Source organism: Pontixanthobacter aquaemixtae, from assembly GCF_009827395.1.
In the GTDB taxonomy this organism is placed as follows: domain Bacteria; phylum Pseudomonadota; class Alphaproteobacteria; order Sphingomonadales; family Sphingomonadaceae; genus Pontixanthobacter; species Pontixanthobacter aquaemixtae.
The window spans coordinates 1,359,328-1,373,609 of sequence record NZ_WTYX01000001.1 but is presented as its reverse complement, the minus strand read 5'-3'; the positions used below and the strand labels follow the sequence as shown (position 1 = coordinate 1,373,609).

The following is a 14,282-nucleotide window of genomic DNA, read 5'->3' as shown; positions in this document are numbered from 1 at the left end:
ATTCAAATGGTCTGCGCTATGGTTTCGGCATGGAGCAGGAATTCACTTGGTCGCCAGCACCCGATAGCGGGATCACTATGCGATGGGTCGAGGCGAATGATATTCGCTTTGAAGTGGCAGAGGCCGGGCAGGGTGACCGGCTTGCCCTGTGCCTGCATGGCTTTCCTGAATTGCACTATAGCTGGCGGCACCAGATGCCGGTTCTGGCAGAAATGGGTTACCGCGTCTGGGCGCCCAATATGCGCGGATATGGCAATAGCAGCAGGCCGCAAGGCTATGAAAATTACGATCTTGGCAAGCTGACAGCCGATGTCGCCGAATTGATCGATGCGAGCGGTGCGAAAGAAGTCACCTTGATCGCGCATGATTGGGGCGCTGTTGTTGCGTGGCATTTTGCGATTAAGAAACCGCGCCCGCTGGCACGATTGGTGATCATGAATGTGCCGCATCCCAAATGTGCGGAGCGCGAAATCCGCAAGTGGCGGCAATTCAGCAAAAGCTGGTATATCTTCTTCTTCCAACTGCCGCGGCTGCCGGAGAAGTTTCTAGGGCGCGGCGGTGCAGCGCCGATCATCGGGGTTTTTCGCGACTCTGCGGTCAATAAGGAACGGTTCACCAACGCTGATCTGAAACCCTATCGCGATGCTGCGAGCAAGCCGGGTGCTTTAACAGCAATGCTCAACTATTACCGGGCCTTGCTGCGCATTGGCGATGCGCGCGAGGTGGGAGAGGGTATTGTTGAAACGCCCACGCTGATCCTGTGGGGCGAAAAAGATGTGGCGCTTGATCTGCACTGCCTCGATGCAACGGACAGTTATGTTCCGGATCTCACGATCAGGCGCTTTCCTGACGCATCGCATTGGGTGCAGCAGGATATTCCCGATCAGATCAACGCAGCGCTGGGCGAATGGTTGGCCAGTTAGTGGCTGGCCTTGATCATCGCTTCGATATCGACAAACTTCTCTCGCGGTGATCCGTCGCGCGCTGCGGCGGTTTCGGCCTCTTCGATTTTCTTCCAGTCGTGGAACGTAACCACATCAAGGTCACGGGTTGCGGCGAGCGCATCGAAGCCTTCTCTTCCGGCCTTGTCGGCGCGGCCCAGAGTGCCGCTCTCGGCATCTTCCGCGATCTTCTCGATCAGGCTGTAACCGTCGGGCCGGTTTGTGCCGATGGTGCCCGATGGCCCCCGGCGCGCCCAACCGACGCAATAGAGGCCGGGCAATATTCGCCCTTCATCATTGGCGAAGCGTCCGGCGCGTTCGTCAAACGGAATGTCCGGAATGGGCGATGTGCGATAGCCGATGCATGCGACCACGATATCCGCCGGAACCGCATAGGCTTTGCCTGTTCCCACTGCCTTGCCCGATTCCAGCCGCGTTTCCTCGACGATGACGGAGGAGACTTTACCATCGCCCTCCATGGCGGTGGGATTGGCAAAGAAATCAAATTCCACCTCGATGGGTTTTTCCGCATGCATATCTTCGGGGATCGCGGCGAAGCTGCGCAGATGGGTCACCGATTTGCGGATGCCGGGCTCAAGAATGGCATCGTCCGCCTCTTCGGGAAGGTCATCCAGGGTAACGCGCGGCGATGCTCTTTCGAGCGAGCCAAGTTCGCCCAGTTCCTTGGGCGTCATCATGATCTGGTGCGGTCCGCGGCGGCCGAGAATGGTGATCTTCTCCAACCCCGATGCCTTCAGCGCGTCCAATGCATGCGCAACAATATCGCTGCCGGCAAATTCGGCTTCGGTCTTTGCCAGAATCCGCGCAACGTCGAGCGCGACATTGCCCATTCCGATTACAACTGCATTCTTGCCGGACAGATCGGGGTTTAGATCGGCGAATTGCGGGTGCCCGTTATACCAACCGACAAAGCTGGCGCTGCCGAACACATGGCCCAGATCTTCGCCGGGCAGGCCCAATTGCCGGTCATTGGGCGCGCCGGTGGCGAGCACCACGGCGTCGTAAAGTTCCTGAAGCTCGGCAATAGAAATGTCCGTGCCGACCGACACATTGCCAACGAAGCGGACATTGTCGGTCAGCGCGGTTTTCTCGTAGCGCCGCGACACGCCTTTGATCGACTGGTGATCGGGCGCGACGCCGGTGCGGATCAACCCGTATGGCACCGGCAGCATATCGAAGATATCGACGCGGACATCATCGCCCCACTGCTTTTGCGCGGCTTCCGCCGTGTAATAGCCGGCCGGGCCGGACCCGATGATCGCAATATGCCGCATATGTGCCTTTCTATGCTGCTGCGGAAAGCTCCGCCTCGTCTGGTGCGTTGAGGAAGTCCTTGATCGCGCTGACGCACTGATCCTTGTGGCTGAGCAGGAACAAGTGGCCGCCGCCTTCCATCACGATCAGTTCGCTGTTGGGAATCAGCGAATTGAGAAATTTGCCATTGGCGAGCGGGACGATCTGGTCATCGTCACCCATCAGGATCAGCGTCTCTTTGCGCATGAAGGGAAGAACAGGCGCGCTGGTCCAGCCGATCATGGCCAGCAACTGATACATGTAACCGCGCGGGCTGGGCGGCGTGAGACGCGACATATGCCCCCCTTTGCCTTCCGAATTGCCCAAGGCGCCGCCGTAAAGCGTTTCGAAGTGCTTCGCCATGAAGTCCGGGTCCACATAGCGGCGCGGATTGGCCATCTTGGTCAGCGCAGCAGGGTTGCCCGGTACCATCAGCATGCCTGCACTGGTCGCGATCAGGACAAGCCGGCGTGTGCGGCCGGGATGCTGGATCGCAAAATGCTGCGCCAATCCGCCGCCCCAGCTGATCCCCATCACATCGACTTCTTCCAGGCCAAACTTGTCGAGCACCTGTGTTGCTGTCCACGCCATGGTGACCACAGTGTAGGGGATGACCGGATCGGGTGAACCGCCTGTTCCGGGCATATCGAACATGATGAATGCGCGGTCATCCATCGCTTCAGCCAGCGGAGCGACCGCTTCGATATTTGCGCCGATCCCGTTGAAGAACAACACCGGTGGATGATCGCTCGGTTCATCAAGCCGCCAACGGGCGATGCGCAGATCGCGCCCGCCGACATTTTCAATCGATACTTCGGCCGAGGCCATAGGATTGCTCAAGCAAAATTCCTTAAATAATTGAGATGTTTCAGGCGACTTCTTCAGTCACATAGATGCCGGGTGCCGGATCAATCGGTTTGTATTTGGCATTGCCCAGCTTTTTCGGCGCGGCCTTCTTCTTGCCCGAGCGGGCCTGCACCCACTCGGCCCAATAGGGCCACCAGCTTCCGGCGACTTCCTCTGTCCCGGGCAACCATTCATCGGCAGTTGCCGGGAGTTTGCCTTTCTTCTTTTGCACGAAATATTTGGCCTTGGGATTGCCCGGAGGGTTCAGGATCGCCTGCATGTGACCCGATTGACTGAGCACATAGGTAACATCCTTCGATCCGAACAGCTGGGTTGACCGGTAAGTTGCTTTCCACGGCGTAATATGGTCGGTCACGCCGCCAAGAATGAACAGATCGCTGGTGACTTTGGACAGATCAACCTTGTGATCGACCATTTCGACTTCGCCCTTTTTGGTGAATGCCAGCGTTTCAAACGCGGTCAGGAAATCGCCCATCAGACTTGCCGAGAGATTGGTGGCATCGGCATTCCAGAATAGCACATCGAATGCCGGCGGATCATCGCCCAGCAAATAATTGTTGATGACATAGTTCCAGATCAGATCATTGGGGCGCAGCCATGCAAAGCCGCGTGCCAGATCGTCTGCCTTGATCACGCCTTTCTTGGCCGCGCGACGCCGGGCGAGTTTCATGCCGTTTTCACTGACAAGCGAACCCGCTTCGATATCGCCATCTTTGGGGTGCAAAACGCAAACCATCAGCGTCAACGCACCCAGCAGATCATCCTTGTCGGATGCCATTTTGCTGGCCAGCATTGCCGCTGTCTGCCCGCCCGAGCAACCGGCGGAGACATTGACCTTTTTCGCGCCCGTTATGGCCGAAACAGCTTCCATCGCTTCGCGGCAGGAACTGACGTAGTCGGCCATATCCCAATGGCCTTGTTCTTTGGAGGGATTGCGCCACGAAATCACGAATGTCTGGATGGCATTGTCGGTTTGCCACTTGATCACCGATTTCTCTGGCGAGAGGTCGTTAATATACATTTTGTTGATCTGTGGCGGGATTGTTAACTGTGGAATTTCATGCACTTCGTCAGTCGTTGGTGCATAATGAATCAATTCCATCATTTCGGTACGCAAAACGACGGAGCCTTTTGACGTCGCGACATTTTCGCCCAGCTTGAACGGGCGTTTGTCGACCTGGCTCACCATGCCTTTGTTATGGACCATATCGTTATAGGCGTTCTTCAAACCCTTAACGAGGCTGAGCCCACCGCTATCGACCAGACGTTTCTGGGCGGTTGGATTGCCCATCAGCGTGTTAGTCGGCGCAAGGCCATCAATAATGATGTTGGAGATAAAGTTGGCGCGATCGCGCTCCAGATCGTCCAGTTCCAGATCATTGAGCCAATTGCTCATACCCTTCTGGACAGCGAGGTAATATTGCGCGCCGGCGCGGAAAAACGGATTGTATTGCCAGGCTGGGTCTTTGAAGCGCTTGTCGCGCGGGTCGGGGGCAAGGTCTGATTTGCCGGTCATGATTTTGATCATGTCCTGTCCTACTTCCTGAGCATGCTTCATCGAGCGCATCGGGTCCGTAGCGGTTTCGCGGAGCAGCAGAGCAATGGCCCCGACAAAGTCTTCTCGCGCGATTCCGATCAGCGGACCAAGCGCCGTCGTCGACTGCGCAGCTTCGTCGTGAAGTTTGGTTTCGTCAGCCATGAATTCTCCCAATCCAACCGGCAGGTTTTCAAGTTTCATGCACCGCACCCGTAGGAATGGCAAGCAGGCCCCGGAAAATTGGCCAAGATTTGCAGCGATGGTTAACGTTTTTTCAAAAGGATAAGCGCATGGCGGGTTCCATGGGCAGGTCTGAACCACAAAGGCAGATTCCGGATGATGGCACGCATGCGCGCGGCAGCGTGGCAAAGCGTGCGCCCGAAGCCCGCAGCGAAAGCGCTGAAAACGACCAACCCCCGAAGCAAATGCCAGAGCGACGCACTGGCGAACAGCGCCGGGTAAAGTCCCAACGCGCCGGGCGGATTTCTGACCGTTCCACCAAGTTCAAAATGCATGTTCTGCCAATCGATTGGTGGCAATTGGCGATTTTGGTCACCGGCGCGCTTGCAATTGGGATTATCTTCACAGCCGCGCTTCCGCCCTGGCCGGTGATGGTGAGCGTCGCTGCCAGTTTGATCGGGTGCTTTGTTGCCCGCAATGCCGCCAAACGAGAGCGTATTCGCGAAGAAAGCAACTTGACCCTGTCTGCCATTGCCTGGGCGACCATTGTGATCCCCATGATTGGCATTGGATTCAGCCACGCTTACTGGGTGATGTATAGCGATCTGGCATGGCCTTGGGCCTTGGCCGGGCTGGTCTGTGCCGGGGCGCTCGCGGGCAGCCTCTTGTCGGGCCGGATCGTTCAACAATTTGTTGCCCAGTTTTGTTGTTGGTTCCCTGCAGCGATACTCGAAGGTAGCAACACTTCTTATTTGGGCATTTCCGTTGCCGCGATTGCGATGGTGGTGGTTGGCTATCGCCAATCGATTATCGTCGAGAAACGCCGCGAGAAAGTGCAAGCGCGCGAGAGAGAGCGCAACCGCGCTGAGGACATTCTGAGAGATTACGAGGAAACAGGCCAGGGTTGGTTTTGGGAAACCGACCGCCGCGGCAATGTCACCTATCTCTCACCCTCGGTCATTTCGGTGTTGGACCGGGCCGAAGATGATGTAATCGGATCCGACTTTGTCGACCTGTTTGAACTCGGCGTCGGCAACAGCGAGGGTGAACGGACGCTGACGTTCCACCTGTCATCGCGATCGTCATTTCAAGAGCTAGGTGTGAAGGCCGCCACTTCGGGCGAAGAGCGTTGGTGGTCGGTGAATGGCCGCCCGGCATATGACAATTTTCACAACTTTGTCGGGTTTCGCGGATCGGGGACCGATCTGACCGAAAAGAAGCGCAGCGAAGAAAACGTCAATCGACTTGCCCAATTCGATTCATTGACGGGGCTCGCCAACCGGTTCCAGATGCAGCAGACACTCGAGAAAATTCTCAACGCACCGCATCTGCATCACCGCGAATGCAGCCTGTTTCTGCTTGATCTCGACCGGTTCAAGCAAGTCAACGATACGCTGGGCCATCCGGCAGGCGACGCCTTGCTGAAACAAGTGTCGCAACGATTGCTGCGCGCGGTTGGCGATGATGGCCGGGTCGGCCGCGTTGGCGGTGACGAATTCGAAGTGATCATCCCCGGCAGGACCGAGCGCGAGCGCTTGGCTCAAATCGCGCAGGAAATCATCTATTCGCTGTCACAGCCATATTCGATCGAAGGCCAGCGGGTAATCATCGGGGCATCGGTTGGCATTGCTACTGCTCCGCAGGACGGCACGACCAGCGACATGATCGTCCGCAACGCCGACCTTGCGCTCTATGCGGCAAAGGATGGCGGACGCGGACGTCACCATTTCTATTCAAACGACCTTCTTTCTGCAGCGGAAGAGCGCAGCAAGCTCGAAGAGGATTTGCGAGATGCCGTCGCGCATGGCGGTTTCGAGCTGTACTATCAGCCGGTCGTAAACGCACAGGACGAAACCATTGCCGGCTTCGAGGCGCTGCTGCGCTGGAACCACCCGCAAAGGGGATGGATGTCGCCCGCCAAGTTCATACCGATTGCGGAAGACATCGGTCTGATCAACGCGATCGGCGAATGGGCGATCCGCACCGCATGCGACAATATGGCGCGTTGGCCGGAGAATATCCGCTGCGCCGTGAACGTTTCGCCACTGCAGTTTGCCAACCCGCAGCTCCCGGCAATCGTGACCAATGCCATCGCGCATGCACGGATTGATCCCGCGCGGTTGGAGCTTGAGATTACCGAAAGCGTTTTCCTTAGCGATGACGAAGGAACCGATGCGATGTTCGCCTCGCTCAAGCGGGTCGGCGTTCGTCTGGCGCTCGACGATTTCGGCACAGGGTACTCTTCGCTCGGCTATCTGAAGAAAGCGCCATTCGACAAGATCAAGATCGACCAGAGCTTTGTTCGCGGTGCAACCGAACCCGGCAGCAGAAACGGCGCCTTGATCACGTCAATTACCAGCCTGGCCAAGTCGCTCGGCATGGATACCACGGCAGAGGGTGTCGAGACGATGGACGAACTGGAACTGGTCCATAATCTGGGCTGCAGCCATGTTCAGGGCTATATCTATTCGAAACCTCTTCCGGGTGATGAGGTGTTCGATCAACTCTCCAACGGACTTCAGCTGGATGCCAAGGGGCCGCGCTCTGCACGTGCGCCGCGCCAAACCATGCTGCGCAAAGTTGTGCTGAGCCATGACGGACAGTTCTACGACGCGAATATCCGCAACATCGCCAGCGGCGGTGCGATGATTGTGGGGCTGTGGAACGTTCCGCCGGGCACCGAATTTACGATAGCTTTGTCCGAAAGCCTCATCGTCAAAGCGACCACAATCTGGAGTGAAGACGAGCGGATGGGCGTACAATTCGCCGAGCCCATCGATATGGACAAAGTTGAATTCAGGAAGCGGGCGTCTGTTCTCGACCGGCAAGCACATGACCTTGCGGGGATGGGCGGATGATCGTTACCTATTCAGGATTAGGAACCGCGCGTGTCTAAAGGCGGATTTCTCTCTCGGTTGGGGAGCAGCAAGGCTGCTCAGGCTGAACAGCAACCAGCGTCTGCGCCTGTGGCGCTGGATAACGCGATTCAGCGCCTGGAGCTGCTCGACAATTTCGAGAATCTCGATCTCGGCTGGTTCTGGGCGACTGACGCCAAAGGCCGCATGATCTACCTTTCCGAAAGTGCGGCTGTCGCTTTGGGTAGCGACAGTGTCGCGCTTGTCGGTCGCCAGCTGACCAGCCTGTTCATCCCCGACAAGAACGATGATCCGGAAAAGTCCGAACGTCCGCTTCCCTTCCTGATCAGCGCCCGAAACTCCTTTGCCGATCTGGCAGCGCGCGTTGCGATCGAAGGCACAGAGAGCGAAGTCTGGTGGTCCATTTCGGGCAAGCCCCAGTACGATAAAGAGGGTGAATTCGTTGGCTATCGCGGCGGCGCGAAGGATGTCACCGCGGTCAGGGAGCGCGAACTGGATGCTACGCGCCTTGCTAGGTTCGATACGCTGACGGGTCTTGCCAACCGTCACCGGATGGAGAAACGGCTGACCGCTACGCTCACCGCCTATCAGGCGGCGAAGCGAAGCTGCGCGTTGATGATGCTCGACCTGGACCGCTTCAAGCAGGTGAACGATACGCTCGGGCATCCGGCGGGTGACGAGCTTCTCAAGCAAGTTGCCCAGCGGCTGACGACGATCATCGGGGAAAATGGCGAGATTGGCCGGCTGGGCGGCGACGAATTCCAGATAATGCTCCCCGATCTGGACGATCGCGGCAAGCTGGGTGATCTTGCCCAGCGCGTGATCCAGATGGTGTCGCAACCCTATTCGATCGATGGAAGCCGGGCGATTATCGGGACGTCTATCGGTGTCGCGATTGCGCCTTATGACGGGTTGGACGCCGATGAGCTGGTCAGCGCTGCCGATCTGGCGCTTTATGCCGCCAAAGGGGGCGGGCGCGGGCAGTTCCGTTTCTATTCCAGCGATCTGAAAGACGGGGCCAAGCTCCGCAAGCAGATCGAGGAAGACCTTCGTGACGCGCTGCATAAAGAGCAGCTTGAACTGCATTATCAACCGCTTGTTTGCCCGCATACGCGGCACGCCAAGGCGTTTGAGTCCTTGATGCGGTGGAACCACCCTGACCGGGGATGGATCAGCCCGGGCGAATTCATCCCGATTGCCGAAGAAACCAGCATTATCGCCGATATCGGCGAATGGGCTTTGATGCGGGCTTGCACCGACGCGGTCGAATGGCCCGATACCATTCGCGTCGCGGTAAATGTTTCGGCGGTGCAATTCGCCAATGATGATTTTCCGCAAATCGTCGAGCGCGCTTTGCAGAATTCGGGTCTGACTCCGGGCAGGCTTGAGCTCGAGATTACGGAAAGCGTCTTCATGGGCGATCCTCATGCCACCAACCGGATGTTCAAGAAGCTCAAAAAGCTTGGTGTGCGGTTGGCGCTAGACGATTTTGGCACAGGCTATTCATCGCTGGCATACTTGCGCGATGCTCCGTTCGACAAGGTCAAAATCGACCAGAGTTTCGTTCGCGGATCGACGGTTAAGGGCAACAATAATTCGGCCATTATCACGGCGATCGTAAGCCTTGCGAAGGCACTCAACATGGATACTGTCGCCGAAGGGGTCGAGTCCGCGGATGAGCTGCAGCTTGTTACCGAACGCGGGGCAGGGGCGATCCAGGGGTTCATTTTCTCCCGGGCGATGCCACAAGCAGAAGTGCTCAGCCGCTTTGCCGAAGGGCTGCTTACATTTAACCCGTCGGGGCCCGCAAAACATCGCGCCGATCGCAAGACCGTGTTCCGCAAGATCGGCGTGATCCACGAAGATCACCGCTACAAGGCCGTGTTGCGCAACCTGTCGGCAACCGGCGCGATGATCGAGGGCATTCTCAACATTCCCAAGGGCACCAATCTGGTGCTCGACTTGGGTGAGGGGCAATTGGCGGTTGCAACGGTCCGCCGGTCAAGGGATGCGACGCAGGGCCTGCAATTCGAAACGCCACTGGTCAGCGACGGAGCAGACGGCCTGTGCACGCGCCACCGCGTATCTCCCTATTCGCTGGCAGCAGCAGGAATGCCGTTGGCCGCATTGCCGCCGGGCAACTATCCGCTGATCAACAATCAGGCAGCAGATGGCACACCAACACGGCCTGCCTTTATGGAACTCGACATGAAGGTCCACAAAGGCTGATCGGGAAAATCCGGTGCGGCGCTTATTGTGCTGACATCGCTTTCTAGTGTCGCTAATTGCGGCGGCGATGACTGAATTATCCAAAATCCGCAATTTCTCGATTATCGCGCATATCGATCATGGCAAGTCGACTCTGGCTGACCGGCTAATCCAACATACCGGCGGCCTGACCGAGCGCGAGATGTCCGAGCAAGTCCTTGATAACATGGACATTGAGAAGGAGCGCGGGATCACGATCAAGGCGCAGACCGTGCGTCTCGATTACACCGCGAAAGATGGCGAGACTTATCAGCTCAACCTGATGGACACGCCCGGCCACGTCGATTTCGCTTACGAAGTTTCGCGCAGCCTAGCCGCATGCGAAGGCGCGCTGCTCGTCGTCGATGCCGCCCAAGGCGTCGAGGCGCAAACGCTCGCCAATGTCTACCAGTCGATCGAGCACGATCACGAAATCGTCCCCGTCATCAACAAGATCGACCTCCCCGCTGCCGAACCCGAGCAAGTCCGCGCCGAAATCGAAGACGTCATCGGCCTCGACGCATCCGAAGCCGTGCTCGCCTCCGCCAAATCGGGCATCGGGATCGAGGACATCCTCGAACAGGTTGTCGCCAAAATCCCCGCGCCCGCCGGCCGCCGCGACGCCCCGCTCAAAGCCAGCCTGGTCGACAGCTGGTACGATCCCTATCTCGGCGTCGTCATCCTCGTGCGCGTGATCGACGGCGTTATCACCAAGGGGCAGCAGGTCAAATTCATGGTCGGCGGCACCGAACATCTGATTGACCGCGTTGGCTGCATGCGCCCCAAGATCGAGCAATTGCCCGAGCTTGGCCCCGGCGAAATCGGCTTTATCACCGCGCAGATCAAAGAGGTTGAACAGGCCCGCGTGGGTGACACGATCACCACGGTGAAGGGCGGGGCGGCAGAGCCTCTGCCCGGTTACAAGGAAGTGCAAAGCGTTGTCTTCTGCGGCATTTTCCCCGTCGATGCGGCCGATTTCGAGAAACTGCGCGAGAGCATCGCCAAGCTGCGCCTCAACGATGCCAGCTTCACTTTCGAAACCGAAAGCAGCGCCGCGCTCGGCTTCGGCTTCCGCTGCGGCTTCCTCGGCCTGCTCCATCTGGAGATCATCCAGGAACGCCTCACGCGCGAATATGATCTCGACCTGATCACCACCGCCCCCTCGGTCGTGTACCGCATCCAGCTGAGCAAATCGAAGACCGAGCCCGAGGGCGAGCTGATGCTGCACAACCCCGCCGATTATCCCGACCCCACGCGGATCGCGATGATCGAGGAACCGTGGATCAAGGCAGTGATTTACACGCCCGACGAATATCTCGGCGGCATTCTGAAACTGTGCCAGGACCGGCGCGGCGTGCAGATCGACCTGACTTATGTGGGTGGCCGCGCGCAAGTGACGTACGAGCTACCGCTCAACGAAGTGGTGTTCGATTTCTACGACCGGCTCAAAAGCATCTCCCGGGGGTACGCCAGCTTCGATTACGAGCAGATCGGCCTGCGCGAAGGCGATCTGGTGAAAATGAGCATTCTGGTGAACAACGAACCGGTCGACGCGCTCAGCATGATCGTCCACCGCGCCAACGCCGAGGCGCGCGGCCGCGGCATGTGCGAACGCCTGAAAGACCTGATCCCCCGCCACCTCTTCAAAATCCCCATCCAGGCCGCGATCGGCGGCAAAGTTATCGCCCGCGAAACAATCAGCGCAATGCGCAAAGACGTGACCGCGAAATGTTACGGCGGCGATATTTCGCGGAAGAAGAAACTGCTTGAGAAGCAGAAGAAGGGTAAGGCGAAGATGCGGGAGTATGGGAATGTTTCAATTCCGCAGGAGGCGTTTATTGCTGCGCTGCGGATGGGGGAGGAGTGAACCCATTTTGGATGCGGGAGCGCCGCATGAGTAAATTGCCGTGCTGCGTATGGGCGCGGGAGGCTATTGAATGCCTATTGCGTAAAACGTGGGGTAATAGCGATGCAAGAGCTTGTAGCTTGAAATCGCCCTGAGCGCTTCAGTGCTCGTTTCAGCCGGTTGAAATTTGATTGAGTTTAGAATGGCCGCCTCATCCTTCTCAATGTGCTGATCAATATGCAATTTTTCTTTCATTGACAGATCGGGGGCCGAGATGTCCAAGAGATCGTCCCAGCTAGTTGGGGTGAATTCCCAGTTTTTGATCGCCGGAGATAAGGTGGCGTTTAGCTCTGAAACGAGGATTGATACGGTGACCATGCGTTGCCTGTCAGCGTAGGTGGTTCCCAGAACGGGATGGTAATCTAGTTTCGTCGATGCGCTCGCTTTTGATGCCGCCAGAGCTATCGCTTTCGCGAGGACAACAGGGATTTCTTCTTCTGTTATTGAATTGATCGAATTGGGAAAAAACGATGCAATCTGATTTTTGAGTTTTTGTGCTCGAAAAGCTGAGTGTGAATTGTATCCCTGCTTTCTCCAGTCGCCTCGAAATCCAAAAGGGTCCGCATTCATCGTAATCCTGACGAGGTCGCCCGGCTGGCACTTTTCAAGGATTTGCTTCAATTCTTCCAGTTGACTTAACCGTTCGCTCGGCCGGGTATAGTCTAGCCATATTATCAGCTTTTCAGCATAGTCGAACAGGCCCAACAAATCGTCGATTTGGCTTGGCAGTGAACTCGAGGAGAGCTTTTGACACACTACTCTTTCGTTGGGGCAGTTTGCGAGCTGTCGGGATACAACCCACTCTTCTGTGTCGAAAGCGAATAGATTGCGGATGCCGACTCTGCGATAGACCGACTCGTGATCAACAAGATGTTTGCCGCCCATAGAGATATACAGAAATTTCTCGCTACCTACTTCTCCTACGGTGCGTTGGAGCAAATCCAAAAATATCTGACGATCTATGAATTTGTTAGGACGCAGCTGGTAGGGAACATCATTCCCTTTCGTCATTTTTTCGCCTCTTTGAAGGCGCGATCAAAACACTCAGCACCTACCATAGCCGGTTTTTCTCCGCGCTCCCCGAATAGGTGTTCAGAAACAACTTCAATTTGATCCAGATCGCGTACAAACGAAATTCTGCGTCGCGGGGATTTGCTAACGGGCATCGGAAGTGTCGGGCGATAACGCTTGGCTTCTGGGTTTCCGCGTACAGCAGTCCCATGATCCGCCGCTAGACGAATTTTTGTGCGGACATCTTGCTTCTCCGCGTTCTTAAAAAACTCGTCAGTTTCCTTCTCCATTCCTTTCCATTTGTTGGTAAAGTCAGTGAAAATCTTCAGTCCTTCTATGCAGGCTTGTCGCACTTGTAGGAAGAGATCGGAACCTACATCTAGATCACGCTTAGTTGTCGAGATCGGGAGTTGATCGGCTTTGTTGCTCTGTAAAACAACTAAACCGGCAATCGCGCGGAACTGAGGGTGAAATCTTGGGACACCACCGTCACCCCAACCTGTTTTTATTGTTCGATCATGAATCAACACGACGCGGTCGTTGCATACGACCGAAATTCCGGCGTTTTCAGCAGTCGAAGGCGCTTCGGATTCCTCGTCGATCTCTGTTTCACGTACGAGCGATCGAAAAAATCCGATCGAAACATTAATGTGAACGTCTCCAAATTTTGAGACGAAGTCGAACGGCCTTATGGCGGGCTGCGAGCCGTGACCGGCAGAAAGCAAAGGCAGCGTCACCGGCTCAATTTCCGCCCCATTCAGTTTGATTACAAAACCCCGCTGCATGATGTAACCATAGTGGGTCGCGATTTTGTCGATTAGCTGGTTACAGAAGTCGTCATTTGCGAACATTTCTGCAACTTCTTCTCGGAGATCATCACTCTCTATTGTGACGCCGTTTTCTCGCCCCATCGGGTCTACCGGTTCTAGGTCCAAGTCCCAGCTCATATTATCGGGGCTTAACCATTCGCGCGAGTAGTTAACACTGGCAGATACTTCAGGGTTTATTGATGTTATTTCCGCGCATTTGGCGATTTTGAACACCGCACGCTTCATGCCTATTCCGTACATTCCAATGGTGGGAATATCCCCATCCTTGTCGATGCTAGGTCGCCCTAAGGAGAACGCATCAGCAAGAAATTCATCTGGGATCCCGCCGCAATTGTCGGTCAGTTCGAATGAGTTCTCGGTTAAGGTCAGGTTTGCTTCGAAACCGGAAAATGGCGATGGGCTGAAGGGCTTGGCGTGGGTTTGCCTGATAGCGCCGTCGACTGAGTTATCGATTAGATCGAGAATTGCGTCATCGAGGTCGATATCCCGAGTGAGCATAGAAACAAAAAATCGTTTCGTTGGTCCGCCATATATCGAGTTTTCGTTGGCTTCGTCTTCGTCCATCCGTTCCTC

At 56.4% G+C, this 14,282-nt stretch carries 9 protein-coding genes; 4 read left to right on the top strand and 5 right to left on the bottom strand.

Annotation, left to right across the window (positions count from 1 at the left end):
• Positions 1-29 precede the first annotated feature (29 nt).
• The gene (locus GRI41_RS06575; protein ID WP_160603931.1) at positions 30-923 is read left to right on the top strand and encodes an alpha/beta fold hydrolase; all 894 of its coding nucleotides are present in this window, start codon (positions 30-32) and stop codon (positions 921-923) included.
• Here the strand turns inward: GRI41_RS06575 and GRI41_RS06570 are convergent.
• From GRI41_RS06570 to GRI41_RS06560, 3 genes are read right to left on the bottom strand one after another with little or no spacing between them, the layout of a single operon-like run.
• Positions 920-2,236 carry an FAD-dependent oxidoreductase gene (locus GRI41_RS06570; RefSeq protein WP_160603930.1) on the bottom strand — a complete coding sequence of 439 codons (1,317 nt, stop codon included), beginning with the start codon at positions 2,234-2,236 and terminating at the stop codon, positions 920-922. The two genes, GRI41_RS06575 and GRI41_RS06570, sit on opposite strands and share 4 nt — an antisense overlap.
• A 10-nt stretch (positions 2,237-2,246) precedes the next feature.
• Positions 2,247-3,095, bottom strand: a complete 849-nt coding sequence (locus tag GRI41_RS06565; protein ID WP_235901072.1) for an alpha/beta fold hydrolase — start codon at positions 3,093-3,095, stop codon at positions 2,247-2,249.
• A gap of 28 nt (positions 3,096-3,123) precedes the next feature.
• Positions 3,124-4,860: a PHA/PHB synthase family protein gene (locus tag GRI41_RS06560; RefSeq protein ID WP_235901071.1), complete on the bottom strand. Its 1,737-nt coding sequence runs from the start codon at positions 4,858-4,860 to the stop codon at positions 3,124-3,126.
• Positions 4,861-4,949: 89 nt separating this feature from the next.
• Here GRI41_RS06560 and GRI41_RS06555 point away from each other — a divergent pair, with 89 nt between their 5' ends.
• The 3 genes from GRI41_RS06555 to lepA all read left to right on the top strand — a co-directional run bounded on the left by GRI41_RS06555 (position 4,950) and on the right by lepA (position 11,829).
• Complete coding sequence (locus GRI41_RS06555) at positions 4,950-7,697, top strand: EAL domain-containing protein (RefSeq protein ID WP_235901070.1); 2,748 nt, start codon at positions 4,950-4,952, stop codon at positions 7,695-7,697.
• 30 nt (positions 7,698-7,727) lie between these two features.
• Positions 7,728-9,944, top strand: a complete 2,217-nt coding sequence (locus tag GRI41_RS06550; protein WP_328600523.1) for an EAL domain-containing protein — start codon at positions 7,728-7,730, stop codon at positions 9,942-9,944.
• 67 nt (positions 9,945-10,011) lie between these two features.
• Positions 10,012-11,829, top strand: a complete 1,818-nt coding sequence (gene lepA, locus GRI41_RS06545) for a translation elongation factor 4 (RefSeq protein WP_160603929.1) — start codon at positions 10,012-10,014, stop codon at positions 11,827-11,829.
• Positions 11,830-11,892: 63 nt separating this feature from the next.
• Here the strand turns inward: lepA and GRI41_RS06540 are convergent, their stop codons facing one another.
• Both GRI41_RS06540 and GRI41_RS06535 read right to left on the bottom strand, forming a co-directional pair.
• On the bottom strand, positions 11,893-12,879 hold the full coding sequence (locus GRI41_RS06540) for an O-methyltransferase (RefSeq protein WP_160603928.1): 987 nt from the start codon (positions 12,877-12,879) through the stop codon (positions 11,893-11,895).
• Complete coding sequence (locus GRI41_RS06535; protein WP_160603927.1) at positions 12,876-14,273, bottom strand: ATP-binding protein; 1,398 nt, start codon at positions 14,271-14,273, stop codon at positions 12,876-12,878. The genes GRI41_RS06540 and GRI41_RS06535 overlap by 4 nt, the downstream gene beginning before the upstream one ends.
• Between the last annotated feature and the right edge of the window lie 9 nt (positions 14,274-14,282).

Coding starts and splice junctions, on each gene's coding strand:
- GRI41_RS06570 (WP_160603930.1), bottom strand. CDS start 2,236: ATGCGGCATATTGCGATCATCGGGTCCGGCCCGGCCGGCTATTACACG.
- GRI41_RS06575 (WP_160603931.1), top strand. CDS start 30: ATGGAGCAGGAATTCACTTGGTCGCCAGCACCCGATAGCGGGATCACT.
- GRI41_RS06540 (WP_160603928.1), bottom strand. CDS start 12,879: ATGACGAAAGGGAATGATGTTCCCTACCAGCTGCGTCCTAACAAATTC.
- GRI41_RS06535 (WP_160603927.1), bottom strand. CDS start 14,273: ATGGACGAAGACGAAGCCAACGAAAACTCGATATATGGCGGACCAACG.
- GRI41_RS06555 (WP_235901070.1), top strand. CDS start 4,950: ATGGCGGGTTCCATGGGCAGGTCTGAACCACAAAGGCAGATTCCGGAT.
- lepA (WP_160603929.1), top strand. CDS start 10,012: ATGACTGAATTATCCAAAATCCGCAATTTCTCGATTATCGCGCATATC.
- GRI41_RS06560 (WP_235901071.1), bottom strand. CDS start 4,860: ATGAAACTTGAAAACCTGCCGGTTGGATTGGGAGAATTCATGGCTGAC.